Annotated in this window: 22 protein-coding genes; 7 read left to right on the top strand and 15 right to left on the bottom strand. The window is 68.6% G+C overall.

The features are described from left to right. The first annotated feature begins 20 nt into the window (after positions 1 to 20). The 3 genes from CITRI_RS0107405 to CITRI_RS0107395 all read left to right on the top strand — a co-directional run bounded on the left by CITRI_RS0107405 (position 21) and on the right by CITRI_RS0107395 (position 3,768). On the top strand, positions 21 to 1,217 hold the full coding sequence (locus CITRI_RS0107405) for a thiolase family protein (RefSeq protein WP_010144069.1): 1,197 nt from the start codon (positions 21 to 23) through the stop codon (positions 1,215 to 1,217). 362 nt (positions 1,218 to 1,579) lie between these two features. Then, complete coding sequence (locus CITRI_RS0107400) at positions 1,580 to 2,680, top strand: zinc-binding dehydrogenase (protein ID WP_010144068.1); 1,101 nt, start codon at positions 1,580 to 1,582, stop codon at positions 2,678 to 2,680. Positions 2,681 to 2,958: 278 nt separating this feature from the next. Next, positions 2,959 to 3,768, top strand: coding sequence for an SDR family NAD(P)-dependent oxidoreductase (locus tag CITRI_RS0107395; RefSeq protein ID WP_010144067.1), 810 nt, complete (start codon positions 2,959 to 2,961; stop codon positions 3,766 to 3,768). Between the two features lie 114 nt (positions 3,769 to 3,882). Here CITRI_RS0107395 and CITRI_RS0107390 read toward each other — a convergent pair whose 3' ends face one another. From CITRI_RS0107390 to CITRI_RS0107365, 6 genes are read right to left on the bottom strand one after another with little or no spacing between them, the layout of a single operon-like run. Next, positions 3,883 to 4,479 carry a nuclear transport factor 2 family protein gene (locus CITRI_RS0107390; protein WP_141566008.1) on the bottom strand — a complete coding sequence of 199 codons (597 nt, stop codon included), beginning with the start codon at positions 4,477 to 4,479 and terminating at the stop codon, positions 3,883 to 3,885. A gap of 1 nt (position 4,480) precedes the next feature. Continuing rightward, complete coding sequence (locus CITRI_RS0107385) at positions 4,481 to 4,921, bottom strand: thioesterase family protein (RefSeq protein ID WP_237709020.1); 441 nt, start codon at positions 4,919 to 4,921, stop codon at positions 4,481 to 4,483. Between the two features lie 2 nt (positions 4,922 to 4,923). Then, on the bottom strand, positions 4,924 to 5,391 hold the full coding sequence (locus tag CITRI_RS0107380; RefSeq protein ID WP_010144064.1) for a MaoC family dehydratase: 468 nt from the start codon (positions 5,389 to 5,391) through the stop codon (positions 4,924 to 4,926). Then, positions 5,388 to 5,828 carry a hypothetical protein gene (locus CITRI_RS0107375; protein WP_010144063.1) on the bottom strand — a complete coding sequence of 147 codons (441 nt, stop codon included), beginning with the start codon at positions 5,826 to 5,828 and terminating at the stop codon, positions 5,388 to 5,390. The genes CITRI_RS0107380 and CITRI_RS0107375 overlap by 4 nt, the downstream gene beginning before the upstream one ends. Beyond that, positions 5,821 to 7,377 carry an AMP-binding protein gene (locus tag CITRI_RS0107370; protein WP_010144062.1) on the bottom strand — a complete coding sequence of 519 codons (1,557 nt, stop codon included), beginning with the start codon at positions 7,375 to 7,377 and terminating at the stop codon, positions 5,821 to 5,823. The genes CITRI_RS0107375 and CITRI_RS0107370 overlap by 8 nt, the downstream gene beginning before the upstream one ends. A 32-nt stretch (positions 7,378 to 7,409) precedes the next feature. Then, positions 7,410 to 7,835, bottom strand: coding sequence for a nuclear transport factor 2 family protein (locus CITRI_RS0107365; RefSeq protein ID WP_202798434.1), 426 nt, complete (start codon positions 7,833 to 7,835; stop codon positions 7,410 to 7,412). A gap of 381 nt (positions 7,836 to 8,216) precedes the next feature. Here CITRI_RS0107365 and CITRI_RS19785 point away from each other — a divergent pair, with 381 nt between their 5' ends. Continuing rightward, positions 8,217 to 8,387 carry a hypothetical protein gene (locus tag CITRI_RS19785; protein WP_192807894.1) on the top strand — a complete coding sequence of 57 codons (171 nt, stop codon included), beginning with the start codon at positions 8,217 to 8,219 and terminating at the stop codon, positions 8,385 to 8,387. A 69-nt stretch (positions 8,388 to 8,456) separates the two neighbouring features. On the opposite strand, the gene CITRI_RS16820 is transcribed toward CITRI_RS19785, so the two are convergent. The 5 genes from CITRI_RS16820 to CITRI_RS16810 all read right to left on the bottom strand — a co-directional run bounded on the left by CITRI_RS16820 (position 8,457) and on the right by CITRI_RS16810 (position 12,141). Continuing rightward, positions 8,457 to 8,708 carry a hypothetical protein gene (locus tag CITRI_RS16820; protein ID WP_010144060.1) on the bottom strand — a complete coding sequence of 84 codons (252 nt, stop codon included), beginning with the start codon at positions 8,706 to 8,708 and terminating at the stop codon, positions 8,457 to 8,459. A gap of 68 nt (positions 8,709 to 8,776) precedes the next feature. Continuing rightward, positions 8,777 to 9,778 carry a tryptophan-rich sensory protein gene (locus CITRI_RS0107350; RefSeq protein ID WP_192807893.1) on the bottom strand — a complete coding sequence of 334 codons (1,002 nt, stop codon included), beginning with the start codon at positions 9,776 to 9,778 and terminating at the stop codon, positions 8,777 to 8,779. Further along, positions 9,775 to 10,278, bottom strand: a complete 504-nt coding sequence (locus tag CITRI_RS16815; protein ID WP_010144057.1) for a thioesterase family protein — start codon at positions 10,276 to 10,278, stop codon at positions 9,775 to 9,777. The genes CITRI_RS0107350 and CITRI_RS16815 overlap by 4 nt, the downstream gene beginning before the upstream one ends. Before the next feature lie 47 nt (positions 10,279 to 10,325). Continuing rightward, the gene (locus tag CITRI_RS0107340; protein ID WP_010144056.1) at positions 10,326 to 11,450 is read right to left on the bottom strand and encodes a DNA adenine methylase; all 1,125 of its coding nucleotides are present in this window, start codon (positions 11,448 to 11,450) and stop codon (positions 10,326 to 10,328) included. A 10-nt stretch (positions 11,451 to 11,460) separates the two neighbouring features. Continuing rightward, positions 11,461 to 12,141, bottom strand: coding sequence for a YoaK family protein (locus tag CITRI_RS16810; RefSeq protein WP_202798433.1), 681 nt, complete (start codon positions 12,139 to 12,141; stop codon positions 11,461 to 11,463). A 90-nt stretch (positions 12,142 to 12,231) separates the two neighbouring features. On the opposite strand from CITRI_RS16810, the gene CITRI_RS0107330 reads away from it, so the two are divergent. Further along, entirely contained in the window at positions 12,232 to 13,350 is a 1,119-nt protein-coding gene (locus CITRI_RS0107330; RefSeq protein WP_010144054.1) for a YihY/virulence factor BrkB family protein, read from the top strand. A 105-nt stretch (positions 13,351 to 13,455) separates the two neighbouring features. Here CITRI_RS0107330 and CITRI_RS18395 read toward each other — a convergent pair whose 3' ends face one another. After that, a complete protein-coding gene (locus tag CITRI_RS18395) occupies positions 13,456 to 14,676 on the bottom strand; it encodes a thermonuclease family protein (RefSeq protein ID WP_010144053.1) in 1,221 nt (406 codons plus the stop codon). A 156-nt stretch (positions 14,677 to 14,832) separates the two neighbouring features. Between CITRI_RS18395 and CITRI_RS0107320 the strand changes: the two genes are divergently transcribed. After that, positions 14,833 to 15,240, top strand: coding sequence for a hypothetical protein (locus tag CITRI_RS0107320; RefSeq protein ID WP_010144052.1), 408 nt, complete (start codon positions 14,833 to 14,835; stop codon positions 15,238 to 15,240). A 131-nt stretch (positions 15,241 to 15,371) separates the two neighbouring features. Next, positions 15,372 to 16,001 carry a uracil-DNA glycosylase gene (locus tag CITRI_RS16795; protein WP_010144051.1) on the top strand — a complete coding sequence of 210 codons (630 nt, stop codon included), beginning with the start codon at positions 15,372 to 15,374 and terminating at the stop codon, positions 15,999 to 16,001. 106 nt (positions 16,002 to 16,107) lie between these two features. On the opposite strand, the gene catA is transcribed toward CITRI_RS16795, so the two are convergent. From catA to CITRI_RS0107300, 3 genes are all read right to left on the bottom strand, one after another. Further along, entirely contained in the window at positions 16,108 to 16,998 is an 891-nt protein-coding gene (gene catA / locus CITRI_RS16790; protein ID WP_010144050.1) for a catechol 1,2-dioxygenase, read from the bottom strand. A 155-nt stretch (positions 16,999 to 17,153) separates the two neighbouring features. Further along, positions 17,154 to 18,257 (bottom strand): mandelate racemase/muconate lactonizing enzyme family protein, encoded by a 1,104-nt coding sequence (locus tag CITRI_RS0107305; protein WP_010144049.1) that lies wholly within the window; start codon positions 18,255 to 18,257, stop codon positions 17,154 to 17,156. Then, on the bottom strand, positions 18,254 to 19,204 hold the full coding sequence (locus tag CITRI_RS0107300; RefSeq protein WP_010144048.1) for a LysR substrate-binding domain-containing protein: 951 nt from the start codon (positions 19,202 to 19,204) through the stop codon (positions 18,254 to 18,256). Before CITRI_RS0107300 ends, CITRI_RS0107305 begins: the two co-directional genes overlap by 4 nt. Positions 19,205 to 19,446: the final 242 nt, after the last annotated feature.

Raw genomic sequence — 19,446 nt, 5'->3', positions numbered from 1 at the left:
AGAGAGAACGGAAACGAGAAATGATGCAGCACAAGAAGCAGGAGAAGATCGTCATCGTCGACGGCGCCCGGACCCCGGTGGGCCGGTTCGGCGGAAGCCTGAAGGCCGTACCGGCGCACGAATTGGGAGCCATCGCGACGACGGCGGCACTGTCACGCAGTGGCGTCCAGGCCGCGGATGTCGGCGAGGTCACGATGGGCTGCGTGGGCCAAGTGGGGGCGGACGCCTACAACGCACGACGCGTCGCACTGGCCGCCGGGATCCAGCCCGACAGCACCGCGATGACGGTGAACCGTCTCTGCGGCAGCGGGCTCCAGGCACTCTGGTCGGCTGCCCAGCAATTACAGTGGGGTGCCACCGACGTCGCCGTCGCTGGCGGTGATGAATCGATGTCCCGGATGCCGTTCCTGGACTACGAGGCACGCGCCAATGCGCGGCTGGGCAACCGCACGACACTCGACGGGACCCTGGCGATGCTGACCGACCCCTTCAGCAACAAGCACATGGGGGTCACCGCGGAGAACGTGGCCGACAAGTACGGCATCAGCCGCGCCGACCAGGATGACTTCGCGTTCGAGAGCCAGCGTCGAGCGGCAACCGCCGCCGCCCGACAGGCGTTCGCCGAGGAGATCGTCCCTGTGGAGGTCCCGGGCAAGCGGCCTGTGACGGTCACCGAGGACGAACACCCCCGCGCCGACACCACCCTCGAGAGCCTGCAGGCCCTTCGCCCGGCGTTCAGCAAGGACGGAACGGTCACCGCCGGCAATTCCTCCGGCATCAACGACGGCGCCGCGGCCATGGTGCTCATGCGAGAATCCACCCTCCGGGACCGCGGATTATCCGCCATGGCCACGCTCGAACACGTCACGGTGGCGGGACTGGACCCTGCGCTCATGGGGTACGCCCCGACCCTGGCCCTGCAGAAACTCTTCGCCGAGACCGGGTTGAAGCCCGCCGACGTCGGGATCGTCGAACTCAACGAGGCGTTCGCCGCCCAAGCCCTGGCCGTCATCCGCGACGCCGGGCTGGATCCCGACAGCACGAATCCGTATGGCGGAGCCATCGCCATGGGACATCCGATCGGCGCCACTGGCGCCATCCTTGCCCTGCGCGTCGCGAAGGACCTGCAACGCCGAGGGCTGGAGTACGGCATCGCGACCTTGTGTATCGGTGGAGGGCAGGCCATCGCCGCCCTCTTCCGGCGATGGGAGGCCTGAGGGGCTCGGACGGCCCCCAGCGCACCGGGCCCGAGAGCTGCGGGCTGGTCACCTCCATCATGCGACCAGCCCACGGACTCCCCAGGGACATTTCATCGACACGAGGTGCCAGGTGCCGCTGGCCGCGGGCACTCGAATCCCAAGCCCCTCTCCGGCGGGATCGTCGGAGATGTCCTTCGGGGTCGACGACACCGTGAAACGATGCATCCCTCGCAGTGCGCTCGGCAATAAGAAGCCGAGGTGGCCCATCCCTTGCCCGACGATTCAAACGCAATAGAATGCATTGTGATGTGGCCCACATTCGTGAAGGCCGATCAATCGTGAAACCCTCCCATTTCATTTCCCTCCCGCTAGGAGAATCCATGAAGGCTGCAGTCCTGGACAGAGTCGGCGGCAAGTACGAGATCCGCGACGTCAAGCTCGATGCCCCTAAGGGACAGGAGGTCCTGGTCGACATCAAGGCCAGCGGCCTCTGCCACTCCGACGAGCACATCCGCTCTCACGACTTCGGCTTTCCCATGCCGACCGTCCTCGGGCACGAGATCGCCGGAATCGTCCGCGAGGTCGGACCGGACGTCACTGGCCTGGCTGTGGGCGACCATGTGACCGGATCCCTGGTCAGCTTCTGCGGGAGCTGCGGCGAGTGCATGAAGGGCGCCCCGTTCCGTTGCCTCAACCAGAACACCTCCACCGCCCGCGACGCGGACGACACCCAGAGGATTGCCGCCGAGGACGGTAGTCCGATTACCCAGTTCATGGGTCTGGCAGGGTTCGCCGAACAGGCGCTTTCGCACGAGAACAACCTCGTCAAGATCAACAAGGAGATTCCCTTCGACCGAGCCTGCCTCCTCGGCTGCGGCGTGGTCACGGGCATCGGCACCGCCATCAATACCGCGGGTGTCCGCCCCGGCGACTACGTGGCGGTCTTCGGTTGCGGCGGCGTGGGCCTCAACGGCGTGCAGGGCGCCAAGATCGCCGGAGCCCGCCGGATCATCGCCATCGACCTACAGCCCGAAAAGCTCGAGCTGGCCCGGAAGTTCGGCGCAACCGACACCATCAACCCGAAGGACGATGACGTCATCGAGCGGGTCATGGAGATCACCGGTGGCTACGGGGTGCACCACGCCTTCGAGATGATCGGCGTGCTGGCGACCATGAGGCAGGCTTTCGAGATCCTCGGGATGGACGGCACCGCCTACGTGGTGGGCATGCAGCAGCCGGAAAGCACGCTCGACCTGGCGCTCTACCACGACGTCCTCATGAAGCGGAAGTCCGTCAAGGGCGTCTTCATGGGATCCACCAATCCGCAGATCGACATCCCGATGTACGCCGACCTCTACGTCCAGGGACGCCTGAACCTGGACGACCTCGTCTCGAAGCGCATCAGGCTCGAGGAGATCAACGAGGCGTACAAGGAGCTCGAGGGCGGCAAGGTGGCCCGAGCGGTCATCACCTTCGACTGACCTCCACGCTCGGCGAGGGGGACACCCCTGTGCGTGTCCCCCTCGCTCGACTGTCCCACGCTCTGGGCTCCGGTCTCCAAGGGCGCCGGGCTCCTGCTGGGGAGGAACCTCACGCTCAAGCTCTCGGATGACGCGACCCGGGTGAATGCGGGCGCCCGGCGACCGCGGAGCCCAGATGACGCGCGACCGCCTGGCGCAGCGGCCGTGAATGATTGCCATCATTCGCACGTATTTGTTACGTTCGTCGCATCAACTGGCACGGGGCAAGGGAGCGTTTCATGGACTATCAGCTTGATGGCGCGGTCATGATCATCACCGGAGGGGCAGGCGGCATCGGAGCGACCACGGCCAGGCTCGCCATCGAGGCAGGGTGCCGTGTCGTCATCGCAGATATCAACAGCACTGCTGCCGAGGCGACGGTCTCGGACTTGACGTCGGCGGGCGGTGAGGCGGTCTACGTGGAGTGCGACCTGACCGATCCCCTGGCCATCGAACGGCTCGTCGCCGAGACCGTCGAGGTCTTCGGAGGCATCGACGTCCTGTTCAACAACGCCGGCGTGGCCGATGCGATGCTGACCGACAAGCTGGCCATCGACGAGCTGCCGATCGAGGTTTGGGACCGCGTCTTCGACATTAATGTCAAGGCGATGTTCCTGCTGTGCCGTGCCGCCTACCCGCACCTCAAGAAGAGCGACCGTGCCGCCATCGTCAACGTCGGCTCGGTGGGATCCATCTCCGCCTTTCCGCACACCCTCGCCTACGGTGCCTCCAAGGGGGCGGTCGCCCTGCTGACGAAGAACCTCGCGCTCGAGCTGTCCGACGACGCGATCCGGGTGAATGCGATCTGCCCGGCAACCACGGAGACCCAGATGACGAAGGACTACCTGGAGGCGCAGGGCGACCCCGAGCTCGCTGCCCGCCACATGGCGGCCAGCCACCTGGCCGGTCGCTTGGGCCAGCCGCAGGACATCGCCAACGTCACGATGTTCCTTGCCAGTCCCCTGTCCTCATTCGTGACCGGTGCCGTCTGGCTGGCCGACGGCGGGCAGCTCGCGTGGCGCGGCCAGAAGGAAGTGGTGAGCGCCTAGACAATATGCAGTGAGGCCCCATGCGGGGGTGAGGACTGGAACCTCGCCTTCGAACAGGCTGCGTGGGTTGCCAGTCCGGGCGGGTCACCCCCGAGCGGATCGCCGCCGGCCGGGTCATCGCCGGGACGCGGCCCAGGTTTCGATGCCCTCCGGGTAATCCGCGGGAGCGGGCTCCAGGCCGGGCCACCGCATGCGGTCCGGACCGACCAGCCCGGGACCGTGTTCGTCGGCCGGGACGGCGTACATGAACTGCACCCGACGACGGGAGAACCGCCAGCGCCCGTCCTCACGGACGTAGGCGTCGTCGTAGCGATAGGCGGCGATGATGGTCGTCCGCCGCGTCACCAGCTCGGCGTGGCCACTCGCCCAGCCGACCGCCTCCTCCGGGCCCGTGAGCGTGACGACATGGGCCTCGGGGGTATGCAGCATCGCCTGGTAGGTATGCATGGCGGACAGGAAGGCTGCGCGGATCTCCTCGTGTCCGACCGCCTCGTCACCCCGCCGGTCGAAGACCCCGTCGGTGGTGAAGGTACCGACGACGGCATCGATGTCGTGATCGTCCACGGCCCGGGCGTAGAGCATCACCAGGTCGCGGATCGCCTCGCGATCCAGCAAGCCGCGGACCACCTCGCGCAGGGACTCCGTGTCGACGACATCGGGCACTCGACTCTGCCGGCCGATCAGCGCGGCCAAGGGGCTCTCTGCTTCCACCTCAGCCTCCCAGGTCGATGTCGAACGACGGGGCGGGCAGCAGATTGAGTGTCTCGCGCAACCGGCCCGGAAGGGGCGTCTTGGAGAAGTCCGTGGCGTCTCGGCAGGCGTAGCTCATCTGGCCGCGGGTGACCAGTTCTCCGTCCCGGATGAACTCGTACCCGACCCGATACGAGGACTCGCCCAGCCGGTCGAGCACCACTTGGCACGTGAGATGGTCGAAGACCTGCGCGGTGGACAGGTAACGGGCGCCTGAGCTGATGCCCACCGTGACCACACCGAGTTGCTCCTGCATCTCACCACTGCGGATGCCCTGGGCATAGAGCCATGAGGTGTAGGCACGTTCCATCCAGCGGTAGTAGATGGCGAAGTAGGCGATGCCCACGGCATCGCAGTCGCCGTAGGACAGTTGGAAGTCCAGCCGTGAGCTGGTATCCGTCATCGTCATCGTTCTCTCCCTGTCTGGTGGACCGCTTCTGGCGTCATGGTGTGGTCGCCCGGGCCCAGGGGCTCGACCAGGACACTGGCCGTCCCGGCCAGGACCGTGTCCCCGCCGATGACCTTCAGGACCACCTCGCAGTCGGCGATCCGGCCTGCACCCGTGACGCGCAGTCCCGTCACGGTGCCTTCGGCGCGGACCCGATCTCCGGCGAGAACGTTCCCGAGGAACCGCACCCGGAAGTCGAGGACCCGATCGCGGCCCCCGGCCCAGCGCGCCAGCATCGTCATGAGGTACCCCATGTTGAGCGGCCCCTGGTTCACCGGACGCTCGCCCAGGCCCAGTTCGGCGACGGCTCGGGTGTCCCAGTGGATCGGATTGGGATCACCGAGCAGTGCCGCCATGGTCTTCATGGGCCCGGGGTCCACGCGCACCTCGTGGACGGGCAGCGGACTCCCCACGGTGACGTTCATGTCGCGAGCCTCCTCGGCAGCACCAGCGAGTTCCAGCAGGTGGCCACGTGTTCCTGTCCGTCATGGAGATACAGCTCGTAGCCGACGATGTCAAAGGTGCCGGCCCGGCGGCCCGTCTTGCGGTCCACCGAGGTGACCTTCCCGCTCACGCGGTACGTCACCCCGGATCGCAGCGGCGCGTGCAGGGTGGTCTGGTGTTCACCGAGCATGGGCCCGTCGTCCGCCGTGGCATCGAACCAGGCGAACAACTCGTCCCACGTGATGCCCATGCCCCCGACGGCGGCCATCCACGCCATGACCGGGTGGGGCTGGGTGTCCCCCGTGTCATCCCCTAGCGCGTCCGTGAGCAGCCAGGCCCGCCACGGCTCGAGGGTGTACTGGCCTCCGGGGAACGCGCGTCCGACGAGCGCCAGGTGCGCGGGAGCCGTCTCAGACACGCCGTTCCAGCTCCTCCCAGTAGGGCGCCCGGAGATCCCGCTTCAGGATCTTGCCCGTGGGCGCCTTGGGCAACTGCGGCACGAACTCCACCGAACGGGGTTTCTGGTAGCTGGCCAGCTGGGTCTTGGCCTGGTCGATGATCTCCTGTTCGGTCGCCTGCTGCCCGGGCTTGAGCACGACGAACCCCTTGGCCGACTCGCCCCATTCCTCATCCGGAACGCCGATGACGGCGCACTCCAGGACAGCGGGATGGCTGGCGATCGCCTCCTCGACCTGGACGCTGAAGATGTTCTCGCCCCCGGAGATGATCATGTCCTTGGCGCGGTCGACGATGTAGACGTATCGGTCCTGGTCCCAGGTGGCCACGTCCCCGGTCCACATCCACCCATCGCGCAGGGTCTGGGCGGTCAGTTCGGGTTGGTTCAGGTAGCCGACCATGTTCGCCTGCGACCGGACGACGATCTCGCCCGGAGTCTTGCCGTCCCGTGGCACTTCGCGGCCCTGGTCGTCCACGATCCGGACAGAGGTCAGGAAGCCCTCGCGGCCACAGGAGCGCAGTCGCTCCGGATGTATCCCCGCGACGGCATTCGCGTGGTCCTCCTGCGAGAGGAAGCACATCGTGGTCCCCTCGGTCTGCCCGTATCCCTGGATCAGGGTGCAGGGGAACGAGTCCAGGGCCTGGCGGACGATCGACGACGGCATCGGCCCGCCACCGTACTGGATGTTGCGGAGGCTGCTGAGGTCGTACTGCCCGAATCCCTCCACAGCCATCATCCAGTTGAGCATCGTGGTGATCCCCAAGAACGCCGACACGTTCTCCGCCTCGATGATCTCCAGCGCCTGCTGCGCCTCGAAGTTCACCAGGACCAGGGGGCATCCGTGCTTCATGTAATTCATCGAGAGGATGATGGGGATGTGGTACATCTGCCCCGTGAGCATGTAGACATCACTCGGGACGATCCGCTCCGCCACGGTCTGGTTCAACATCCCGGCCGCCGCGCTGCGATGGGTATGCAGGGCGCCCTTGGACTTCCCCGTCGTACCCCCGGTGTAGAGGATGAAGAAGGGATCGTCCTCACCGACCCGGGAGGTGATCTCCGGCTCGTCGTCGGAGGAACCCTCGACCAGGCGTTCAAGGCTCCCGTCGCCCCCGGCTCCGAACTCGAACCAGTGCGAGATGTCAAGGGTTCGCTGCAGGTCACGGGACACGTCAAGGAACTCATCGGAGACAATGACTGCCTTCGGGGATGCGTCCTGCACGATCTCCGCGAGGGCAGCCGAGGCCAACCGCCAGTTCAGCGGCTGTGTCACCAGGCCGGCACGACCGGCCGCGAAGTACAGGGCCTGGTACTCGACGCTGTTCTTGGAGAGCATGGCCACCCGGTCCCCGGGCTGCAACCCCAACCCGAGTAGTCCATTCGCCAGCCGCCGCACCATCGAGTCCAGGTCGGCCCAGTTGATCCTGCGGTCATGGGGCACGTCATACACGGCCTGCGCGTCAGGCGTCAGCGCCGCCCACTTGGCCGGGATCAGTCCTTGGTTGGTCACTACGGTCTCCTCTCCTGGGATTCCGGCGTGGCTCAGTAGGCCTTGTCCAGGTCCAGGTGGAGCCTGCGGAGCCGCAGGGCTCCACCGTCCTCGACGATCTCGTTCCGGTACACCCCGGCACTGAGCAACCGGATCTGGTCACCCTCCGTGGCGACCAGCGTGAGGTAGCTCGTCGTGCGGACCACCCCGTCCTCCTCGGACACCAGGAGGTTGGAGTTGATGTGGCGACGCTGGTCGGTCTGCACCGCCATCGAGTCGGTCATCAGCTTCATGATGCTGTCCCGGCCCTCGAAGGACACGGGCTCCTGCCCAGCGATCCGCATGCTGAAGACGGCGTCGGCGGTGAAACAGGATTCCATCGTCTCCAGGTCCCGGCTGTCATAGGCCAGGGAGTAGGTATTGAGCAGCTTCTCGATCGCCAGACGGTCGGTCATGGTCGTCTCGTGGGTATCAGTCATGGTCGTCTCCCGAGGTGCGAGCATGCAGGTCTCCTGATCACCGCCTGCTGTACGACGCAGTGCGCTGAACGCGCTGAACTCAATGTTCGCTGTGCCGCCCCGGCGATCCCTATCCAGAAGAATGATGCGAATGAATATGTCGAACAGTAGGTCACGCATGCGACCATGTCCACACCTCCCCGCCTACGCGGCTTATCGGTGGAGATGGACGTTCCGGGCGGGCATGGCATGGGCGGAACCAAGGAACGATCCACCGTGCGCACCGGCATCCGTACAGGACAAGACGCGGAATGAGCGCCGGCCCTCTGTAGGGTGGTCACGCCCGTGCTGAGCACCGCTAGGGTTCAGACTGGAAGCCCGACGTATTTTCAGGAGGACATGATGAGCACTGATCCCGTCAACCCGGAGGTCCCGGACGAGGACCGCCTCGACGAGCCGCAGACCCAGTTCAGCGAGAACGAGAAGTCCTCGCGCGGCCCGGAGACCGAGGAGGAGCTGGACGAGCAGGTCGAGGACACCTTCCCGGCCTCCGATCCGCCGGCCAACTACTGAGCGGCACGCCGCCTCGACGAGCAGGGCCCCGGAGACCATTGCCTGGTCTCCGGGGCCCTGCGCCTGTGGTCAGTAATTGGCGGGGGGGTCGGAGGCGGGAAAGGACTCCTCCTCCCATTCGTCAGCCCGGGCGTCGTCGGCATCGTGGCGTCTCTTGGCCTCCTCGGCGGCCTCCCGGGCCTCCTCGGCAGCGGCACGCGCCTCCTCAGCGGCCTCCCGGGCCTCCTCGGCAGCTGCTCGGGTCTGCTCCGCGGACTCCTGGGACGGGGCTCCCGCCGGGGCCTCGTCCGGGTCACCAGGGGTGCGTGGTTCGGTACTCATGGGGGCCTCCTGCTCCGGCACGGTGGATGCTCGGAGAATACTCCCGACCTGCCCTGCAGGTCAGGAGCTCAGCGCCCGTCGATCGGATCGCCGTCCCCGTCCAGGGCATCGGCGATCAGGTCACGCGCCTCCCCGGTGACGGATCTGCGGGACATCAGCCAGGCGGCGATGGTGGCCAGCACGACCAGGACAGCGGCGCCCGCGGCGGTGAGGGCCAGCGACGCGGACTGCAACCCCGAGCCGTCTGAACGTCCGACGGCGATCCAGGCCAGCCCCCAGGCGGTCGCCAGTGCCGGGGCGAACCGGCCGCCATCGTACAGCGCCGTGGCCGTGGCGATCAGCGTGGCGACCACCACCAGGACGGTCGCCCAGACCACGGGCCCCAGCGGCGCGCCGGTCCAGCCGAGGGATGCCAGCCATGCCGCGATGTTGGCCAGGGTCGCCACCGTGACCCAGCCCAGGTACAGCCCCTGGACGCCATCGAGCAGGATCCTCTCGGTCCAGCGGGCGGCGACCCCCCGGGACGGGGCCGCAGGCGCTCCGGTGCCGGTCGCCGTCGCCGGCGGGGCGGGCTCGCGGTACCGTGCGGACTCCAGGATCACGAGGACCCGGCACAGGCACGCCAGCAGCAGGACGATCACCAGCACGCTGACGGCCAGCCAGTCGGCCTGGACGACCCAGATCCAGGCCGAGTTCAGGACGACCCCCGCGAGGATCCACGGCCGTGCGGCGTGGTGACGGGCGGCGTCCGCAGCCGGGAAGAACTGCCAGATCCCGTAGCCCACGAGACCGGTGTAGATGACCGACCAGATCGAGAAGGCGGGCCCGGCCGGGGCGATCCAGGTGCTGTCCGCGGTCAGCCAGCCGTCGGCGGCCTCCGTGATCGGGGTTCCCCCGACCGCGCCGGAACCGACGAAGGCGCTGAGGATGGCGATCACGATGACCACCGCCGTCGTGGTCTGGCCGGTCCGCGTGCCCAGGAAGCCAGCCGAGCCGGAGGCGGCGGTGGGGGCGGGAGTGGAACGGCCCGGGCGGCCGGGTCCGCCGCTGGGTGTTGCGGCAGTACTCACGATTCCGCTCCCGTCCCCGCGCCCGCACCGGAGGCCACCGTCGCGGACGGACGGGCCCGGGGCTCCTCGGTCCCGGCCCCGGCGTCCTCGGGCCACCGCCAGTCCTCGAGTCCGGCGCGCTCGGCATCGGTCAGTGGGCGGGAGGAACCGTCCGCGGAGACCACGACCACCACGGCATCCACGGTGAACACCGGGCGGCCGTCCTGGACCCCCTGGTGGCGCAGGGTGAAGGAGCTGGTGCCCACGCGGAGCACCCCCACGCGCATTTCGAGCAGCTGACCGTAGCGCACCGGCCGGTGGTAGTCGATGACCTGCCGGGCGACGACCCGGCCACCCACGCTCTCGGGCTCCGCCACGGCATCGAGCCGTTCCACCTGGATCTGAAAACGAATTCGCGCTTCCTCGGCCAGCGTCACGATCTTGGCGTTGTTAACGTGCCCCATCAGGTCCTGGTCGGACCACCGCAGTTCCAGGGGGATGGACAGGTATCTCTCGGTCATGGCGTCCTTTCGACGTCGGCGCCGGCCCCTTCAACTGGCGGGTGCCGCTACAGGTCTGTGGACAGCGTACCGAGGGCGGCCGCCCTGCGGTCCAGAACCCGGGAACCCCGGCCGTCGGCCCCGCCCGCGAGCGAGGCCGCGACATCCCGGACGGCCTGTGCCCCGCCGGCCACGAACACGTACTCCGTGTTGCGCAGGTGGGACACCGCGCCCACCTTCTTCCCCGCCGGGCTGTGGATGCCGATCTGGGCCCCCACGTACCGCTTCGAGTCGAAGGCGAAGACCTCGACCGCCTCGTGCCCGGCGTCCCGGAGCATGTCCGCCATCTGCCCGGCGGTGATCCAGGACTCGTCGTTGTAGGACAGGATCACCGTCTCCGCCCGGATCCGGGACAGCACGTCCGCGAGCGCGGCCGGCATGGTGCGCCGGGAGTTGAACACGCTGCGGGTCTCGTCCTCGCGCACGTCCACCCGCTTGCAGGCCACCCCGTAGTGGTCCGGGGCGTCCCAGCGGACCAGGGTCTCCCACACGTGGTAGTTCGCGAAGTAGCGATGCTGGTTGTAGGGCGGGTCCACGTAGCAGAGGTCCACCGCCGGCAGGGCGTCCACGGTCTGCATCACGTCCCCGGTGACCGACGCCCCGGGCCCGTCCAGCAGCACCGGCACCCTCAGCTCCAGGTCCCGGACCGATCGGGGGGCCCAGTCCTTCAGGTAGGCCATCTGGATCCCGGTGGTGGAGTCCACCCGGTCGGCGGCCTCCAGGAGCGAGGTCAGCAGGACGGGGTACAGCTCCGTGCCCGCGTGCTCGTCCTCGATCCGCTGCCGGATCGCGTCGATGCGCATCCCGTTCTTGGGCTGGAAGTACCTCGCCTGCTCGCAGAAGGTCTCGGTGACGTACCCGCGCGCCGGCGGCGTGGCCTGGAGGTCCGCGAGGACCGCGGCGAGGTGCTCGCGGTCCACGGTCCGCGCGTCGGTGGCGATGTAACAGTCGGCGAGCACACCGGTGTAGGTGGCCCGGTCCGCGGCCGTGGTGTGGATGCCGCGCCGCTTGAACTCCTGGGCCACCCGGGTGGTCCCGGAGAACAGGTCGACGGCGGTGCGCGCCCCGGCCGCTTCCGCCATGGCCCCCAGGACCGGCACCAGGACCCGCTTGGAGCCCAGGTACTTGATCATGACCTCGAACCTAGTCCACCGCGCCGCTGTGCCGGCGGAGGTCGAGCATCGCGGCGATCCCGGCCAGCAGGACCACGGCGACCCACAGGGCTCCCAGCCCCCAGGCGAGATAGGCGAAGGCACCGATGGCGGAACCGAGGGCGATCGCCGCCCACAGGGCCAGGAACCGCAGCCAGACGACCCGGTTGCCCCCGGTCAGGGCCAGCGCCAGGTGCTGCCCGGTCTTCACCAGGGTCCCCGTCATATAGGTCAGTCCCACCGTCACCTCGCCGCCCCGGGTGAAGGTTCCGTTGACGGCACCCATGCCGGCAGCCACCGCGGGAGGGACGGCCACCCGCAGCACCGGGACCAGGGACATCAGGGCCGCGAGCAGCAGGAACCCCATGGACACCCAGACGGCGGTCGACCGGGGCCCGGCGTGCTCCGGCCGGGCGCCTCTCGAGGAGCGCAGGTGCACGGCCAGGGAGGACACCACCACACCGGCCACGAAGAACGCGACGAGCCCCATGGCCTTCGCCCAGGCCAGCGGGTCCCCCTGGGCGATGTCGGCGCCTGCACGGGTCGAGTTCCCGGACATGAACGACACGAAGTACCCGCCGAGGTGGATGAAGGCCACGCCGTCCACGAAGCCGGCCGTGGCGGTCAGGATCCCCGCGAGCACCCCTTCCCGGGGCGTCAGTGATCCCGCCAACGGCCTGCTCCCTTCTGGTCGACGACTCGACTTTACCGGGGACGGGTGGGTTAGATGTGGAGGACCGATGGAACAACGAGAGGACGTACCGTGCCCATCAAGGACCCGATCGACGCGACACTGGAGGCTGCCGACGCCCCGGCGCCTGACAGCGACAAGAAGCCGGACAGTCCTCCGAAGCTGAACGGCGCGAGCCGGAAATACGCCCTCAAACGGGCCCTCAAGGAGTTCGGATCCGACGGCGGCACCGACCTGGCCGCCATGCTGACCTACTACACGGTCCTGTCACTGGCCCCGGCACTGCTGGCGATCTTCTCCATCATCACGCTCGTGCTGGCCAACAACGCGGAGACCGTCACTGCCCTGGTGGAAGACCTGGTCAAGCAGTACGTCCCCGCCGACTACCAGGGCCTGGTGGTCAACCTGGTGGAGACGATGACCAGTTCGGCCAGCGGAGGCGTGATCGCGCTGATCATCGGTATCGCCACCGCCCTGTGGTCGTCCTCGGCCTACGTGAAGGCCTTCTCGCGCTGCATGAACACCATCTACGGCGTCGAGGAGGGGCGCGGCTTCGTGAAGCAGGTCGTGTCCATGCTGCTGGTCACCCTGGTCCTGCTCGTCGGGGTGGTGCTCATCCTGGTCTCACTCGCGCTGAACCAGCCGCTGGTGTCCGGCGTGCTGGGCCCCATCGCCGAGCCACTGGGCCTCGGCGGGGCCCTGAACTTCCTCACCCAGACGTTCCTGCCCATCTGGGCCTGGGTGAAGTGGCCCGTCATCCTGGCCCTCGTGGTCGCCATGATCGCCGTCCTGTACTACTTCACGCCCATCGTGAAGCAGCCCAAGTTCACCTGGGTCAGCATCGGTGCGATCGTGGCGATCGTCGGGATCGGCCTCGCCGGCGTGGCGCTGTACATCTACTTCAGCTTCTTCGCCGGCTACAGCTCCTACGGTGCCATCGGCACCGTGATGGCCCTGCTGTTCGCACTCTGGATCTTCAACATCGTCCTGTTGCTCGGCGCCGAGATCGACGCCGAGATGGAACGTGCCCGCCAGCTCCAGGCCGGCATCCAGGCGGAGGAGATGATCCAGTTGCCGCCGCGCAGCACGGACAAGGTGGAGAAGGCACGGGAGGCTCGTGACCAGCTCGAGGCGGACGGCCGCGTCCTCCGGCTGACCTACGGCCGGGAGTCGGACGACACGAAGGCGTGATGCCCCGTCCTGAGGGGTAGGGTCCGGCAGGGCCCGGCATCACGCCGACGGCCCGGTACCGGTGCAGGACCGCTGCGCCGGTACCGGGCCGTCGCCTTCAGCCGGTCAGCCGCAGGGCCGCCAGACCTGGCCACCCGGCGCGTAGCAGCGCGGGCCCGTGTACCCCGGGAAGTCGGCGTCCGTACCGTAGCCCCCGCCCGGTGACTGCTGACGGGGCGCCGCGGGTTTCGGCTGCGGCGGTTGCGGTGGGCGCGGCTGCTGCCGCTGGCGATTCCTCTCGACCTCGGCCTGGCGCTTTTCCTCCGCTTGGCGCGCGACCTCGGCCTGACGTGCCTGCTCAGCCTGCCTGGCGTCCTCAGCCCGACGCGCTTCCGCCTGGCGTCTCTCCTCCGCCTGGCGCTTTTCCTCGGCCTTGCGCTGTTCCTCAGCCTGACGCTGCTCCTCAGCCTTGCGCTTCTCCTCAGCCTTACGCTTCTCCTCCGCCTTACGCTTCTCCTCCGCCTTACGCTTCTCCTCGGCCTTGCGCGCTTCCTCCGCCTGACGGATCTCCACCTGCTGGGCCTCGAGCCGGTCCCGGTACTTCTCGGCCGCCGGCAGGGCGGCGGTCAGCTCGCGGCGCAGGTCCGGGGCCGAGTCGGAGTAGGCGTTCGCCAGCACCACGTGCTTGCCTGACTCCACGAGGTCCAGGACTCCCTCCAGGGCCACGCCACCGGCGATCACCGGGGCCACGGCTGCCAGGGCTGCGGCCACGCCCGCGGCGTCGACCGGGACCTCGGCCGGCAGGTCCTCCAGCGGAGGCAGCGCGGCCGCGGCCAGGCCGGGCAGGGTGCAGCCGACCTCCGGATCGTGCAGGCCCTGGCCTGCCTCCCGCGCACGTTCCTGGGCGTCGAGCACCTCCTGGTAGAACCGGTCGTTCGGCTCGTAGAGCACGGCCACGCCCAGGCCCGCCTCGGCGATGTCCGCGTTCACGAGCGAGTCGTCCTTGAACACCCCGGCCAGGGTCCGGTCGTACCGGTCCGTCCGCTCGACGTCGTACTCCAACTCGATCCGGTCCCCCGGCGTCAGCAGCGACTCCAGGTACTCGGTGGCCTCCGGCCCCAGGCACTGGACCGGTTCCTGCGGGTGCTTGGTCTCCGGGGTATCCACGTTGAGCAACCGGATACGCTCCGTGCGCCCGCCCACCTCCGCGTCGATGGTGTCCCCGTCGATGACCCGCACCACGGTGGCCTGATCGCGGCCGTCCCCACCGGAGGCCTGCGCCACCGCGACGACGGTGCCCACCACGATGGTGGTGATCACCCCGCCGACGATGACCTTCGTGGCCATCGACCCTCCAGCTGCCGAGGCCCCTGATCCAGTACCTGACATGCGACTCCCTTGTCCCAGCCCCCACCGTGATGACGTGGTGAAGCGTAGGCCATCGCCCGGGCTCCCCAGCCCCCCGCACTCCGGTCCGTCATAGAGCCGGTGCACAATGGAGCCATGGCCGAGACGACGAACCAGCCCGCCATGCCCGCCAAGACGACGGCCCAGAAGCTCTTCATCAAGCCCGGAGACGTGTTGTACCTGGGCGGGGGCCACCAGGGCCTGCACGCCCTGCTCGACCCGCTGCCCGCGGACGTGCTCGTGACCCAGGAGATCGGCGAGGCCACCGCCGTCGTGCTGTTCGCCCAGGACCAGCGCTCGCTGGACGGCGTCCTGGACGACTGGCTCGCGCCGGCCCTCGGCGCACGGGTGCTGTGGATCGGCTACCCCAAGGGCGGGCGCTCGGACATCAATCGGGACTCCATCTGGAAGGACCTCCAGGGGCGCGGGCACACGCTCAACGCCAACGTCCCACTGTCCGGGGAGTGGTCCTCGGTGCGCGTCAAGACCACGCCGGCGCGGTAGCGGCGGTTCGCCCCACCGGGCGCAGCGGCCCGCAGCGGACGCCCCCTGGCCGACTCGTAGACTGGGGGCACGCTGGCCTGCACTCGCCGGTCCGCGCTCCGACGACTCAGGGAACTGCACCCATGCGCCGAATGTCCGATCCCGCCTACGTCACTGAAGCCCAGAACAACCTGCACGCGGAGAACATCGCCCCGATCACCCAGCTCTGCGAGTCGCTGAAGGACCCCGACAAGGGCCCCGTACCGTACGTCGACCCGGGATACGACGTGGACGAGGCCCGGATCCTCGTGCTCACGTCAGCCCCCGGGCCGGGCACCGCCTCCGGGTTCCTCTCCCACGAGAACGACGACGACACCTCCGAGCGCCTGCTCCGCGTCTTCCAGGGCGCCGGACTGGCACCACGCTATGCCGTCCCGTGGACCGTCCACCCCTGGACCCAGGACGACTTCGCGATCAACCTCACCAAGGACCAGATCGCCGCGGGCGTGAAGCCCTTCAACCGGTTCCTCAAGCTGGTTCCCCGGGTCGTGGCCATCATGGCCCATGGCGGGGAGGCCCAGAAGCTCATCAAGGCCTTTTCGGCCACGATCGGTGGGACCATCCTGGACAGCAAGGCGATCAAGGTCTTCCCCCTGCCGGCACTCCACGCCCAGTCCGCGACCAGGAAGCAGACACCGGAGGAGGCCGAGGAACAGATGGCCGAGGCCTACGCGCAGGCCATGCGGCTGTGCGGCATCCGCCCGCTCGTCTCGGGGAACTGACCCCACGACAAGGCCCCGCAGGCCACAGGCCTGCGGGGCCTCCCGTTCCCGGAACCGGGTTCCCGGCGTCACCTCACGGCGACGCCGGTCCTCCCGTTCCGCAGTATCAGACGCGCAGGTGCGCCGGGGTCTCGTCCGAGACGGGATCCAGGACGAAGTCGTAGTCGACCTGGACGCCGTCGCCGTCCGCGGCCGGCTTCGGGTCGAGCATCAGCTCAGGCTTCACCGCGGTGGCGATGTCGTCCTCGTTGTGCGGATCACCCGGGAAGTACAGCTGGGCGGTCAGCAGCTCGTGGCCGGGGGCCGAGACCTTCAGGTGCAGGTGCGCGGGCCGCCAGGCGTGCCAGCCGGCGGCGGCGATCAGCTGGCCGCAGGCGCCGTCGGTCGGGATCTGGTACGGGGCCGGCTGCAGGGACCGGATCGCGAAGTAGCCCTCCTCGTCGGCGATGAAGGTGCCGCGCAGGTTCCAGTCCGGGATGCCGGGTGCGAACTGGGCGTAGAAGCCGTCCTCGTCCGCGTGCCACAGCTCGATCTTGGCGTTCGGCAGGGGCTTGCCCTCGGTGCTGGTGACCTGGCCCTGGAAGAGCATCATGGTGCCCTTCTCGTCCGGGCGCATGTCGATGGTGGCGGGCTTGCCCTTGCCGGTCTCGTGGCGCGGGGCGTCCGGGATGTAGTACGGCCCCTCGATGGAGCCCTTGTTGCCCTCACGGTGCTCCGTGGCGACCTCCTCCACGGAGTGCTCCAGCCACACGTCCAGGAACAGCGGCCACTCGCCGTCCTCGCCCACCTTGATCAGCCAGGCCTTGAGGGCGTTGAACTCGGGGTAGGTGACCTTCTTCTCGAGGATGATGTCGTTGGCGGCCTGCACGAGGGCCGAGGCCAGTTCGTTGACACGGGCCTGATCGGCCTCGACCGCCGCGGTCTTCCCGGACTGGCGGAACCGGTCGGTGGCCGCGGCGCCGGAGGCGGCTGCGGTGGCTTGCTCCTGGGGGGTCATGGTTTCTCCTTCATGGTGGTGCATCGGTGGTGGGGATCAAGTCGTCCGCGCCGTGCTGCCGGTCACATTGTTGCGTCCAGCCTATGGATGGCGCGGATCAAGCGGAAAGTCTGTTTGCGTCGTTATTGAGACGCCAGGAGTCCGAATCCGGCTGACTAGCGGTCGGTGCGGTAGGTGCTGAGCTTCTCGTCGTCGATCTCGGCCCCGACACCGGGCAGGTCCCGCACCGCGATCCGGCCGTCCGTGATCGCGATCGGCTCGGCCAGCAGGTCGTCGCTCATGTCCAGGAAGTTGGACAGCTCACCGGCCCGGCGCGAGGTGGCCTCGTGGGCAGCACCGAAGGTGACGGTGGCCAGGGAGCCGACCTGCGTGTCGATCTGGTTGCCCATCGTCACGTCCACGCCCAGGCCGGTGCACAGCCCGAGGATCTCGGTGGCCTCGGTGAAACCGGATCGTGCCGTCTTGATGCAGATGGCGTTGCAGCCGCCGGAGAGCAGCTCGCGGGACGCGTCCCCGGCCGTCGGCACGGACTCGTCGCCCACCACGGGGATCGGGGACTTCTCCACGAGGCGGCGCCGGCTCATGGCCTCCTTCGCGTCACAGGGCTCCTCGAGCAGGGTCAGCCCGAGCCCGGCCGTCCCCTCGAGCACCTGCAAGGCCTCGTTGGCCGTCCAGCCGCGATTGGCGTCCAGGTAGATCTCGACGTCGCCCCCCAGTCCGTCCCGCAACACGTGGCAGGCCTCGATGTCGAGGGCCAGGGGGCGCCGGCCGACCTTGAGCTTGAACGTGGTGATGCCGTACTCCTCGCCGAACCGCTGGGCCTCCTCGAGCAGCTCCTGCGCCGGCCGGAAACCGAGCATGTGGCTGACGCGCATCGAGTCCGTCCAGCCCCCCAGCATCTTGTGCACCGGCATCCCCAGGGCCTTGCCGGCCAGGTCCCACAGGGCGATGTCCACGGTGCCCTTGGCCACCTGGTTGTTGACGGTCCGGCGCATGACGGCGTGGACCTTCTCCCGGTCGAAGGGGTCCAGCCCGATCACCTGGGGGGCGAAGATCTCCTCCACCACGTTCTTGATGGACACCTGGGTCTCGCCGTAGGTGTAGGGCCGCGGCGGGGCATCCGCCACGCCGACCAGGCCCTCGTCCGTGTGGATCCGCACCAGGACATGGTCCGCCGTCTCCACCGCCCCGGAGGCGAACTTCAGTGGATGGGTGTACGGGATGGCGTAGGGAATGGCCTCGATGCCGGTGATCTTCATGGTGCCTCCTCGGCGACTGGGTGGGATGACGGGGCGGTCTGCTGGTTCGCCGGGGACCGCCGGACCTGCTCCACGGCCCGATGGGCGAGGGCCCGGAAACCCGGGATGAGTAGCGACCGGCTCCCCCGCTTCCAGGCCAGGGCCAGGCCGACCTCGGGCCCCTCGGTGAGTTCGCGGTACACGACGGGCGAGGCGGAGGTGGCGCGGCGGGCGCCGTCGGGCACCAGGGCCAGCCCCATGCCCGCGCCCACGAAGGCCAGCAGGGTGGAGGTCTCGGTGGCCTCCTGCACGACGCGCGGCCGGAAACCGGCCTGCCGGCAGGCCTCGAAGGACACGGTGGCGACGGCGGAGGCCGGCGGGTATCCCACGAACTCCTCCCCGGCCAGCTCCGACAGCGTCAGGGGGCCACTGCCGGCGGCCAGCGGATGCGCGGGGGGCAGCGCGACGACCAGCGAGTCGCCCTCCAGCGGGTCCAGCACGATCTCGGCGGACTGGACCGGGGGCCGCAGCACCGCCACGTCGAGGCGGTTCTCCAGCAGGCCCTGCTCGATGTTCGGGGTCAGCATCTCCCCCATCACGTGCAGCCGCACGCCGGGCAGCTCCTGGCGGGCCAGCTGGACGACGGCCGGCATCACCCGGTAGGTGGCCGAGCCGACGAACCCGATGCGCAGCACGCCCGCGGCCCCGGCCCCCACCTCCTGGACGTCCTTCTTGAGGGATTCGACGTCCGCCAGGATCTGGCGGGCGCGCTCGAGCATGAGGCGGCCGGCCTCGGTCAGGTCGACCTTGCGGGTGGTGCGCTCGAGCAGCTGCGTCCCGAGACTGGCCTCGAGCTGCTTGATCTGCTGGGACAGCGGAGGCTGGGCCATGTGCAGGCGGTCGGCGGCGCGACCGAAGTGCCGTTCCTCGGCGACGGCCACGAAGTAGCGCATCTGGCGCAGGTCCACGGCGCCTCCTTTCATACTGGCCATCCCGGTGCATCTTCACGGGCGGACGAGTGCCCGTTCGCCCGGTGGTACCGATCCAGCGTAGGGATGGCCTCCATCACAGGGGAAAGACCGGTTCGACCCACTTTAGGACGACAAGCCTCTCAATGCCCGTTGAATGTGTACTTCACGGTCGTCATTCATCCCAGTACGGTGTGACGGTTCACCGATTCAGACGTGGCAGATCCCACTCCATACTCTCC

It is taken from the genome of Citricoccus sp. CH26A (assembly GCF_000224415.1).
Lineage (GTDB): Bacteria > Actinomycetota > Actinomycetes > Actinomycetales > Micrococcaceae > Citricoccus.
The sequence above is the reverse complement of the archived record's forward strand: the minus strand, read 5'-3'. Positions and strand labels throughout refer to the sequence as shown.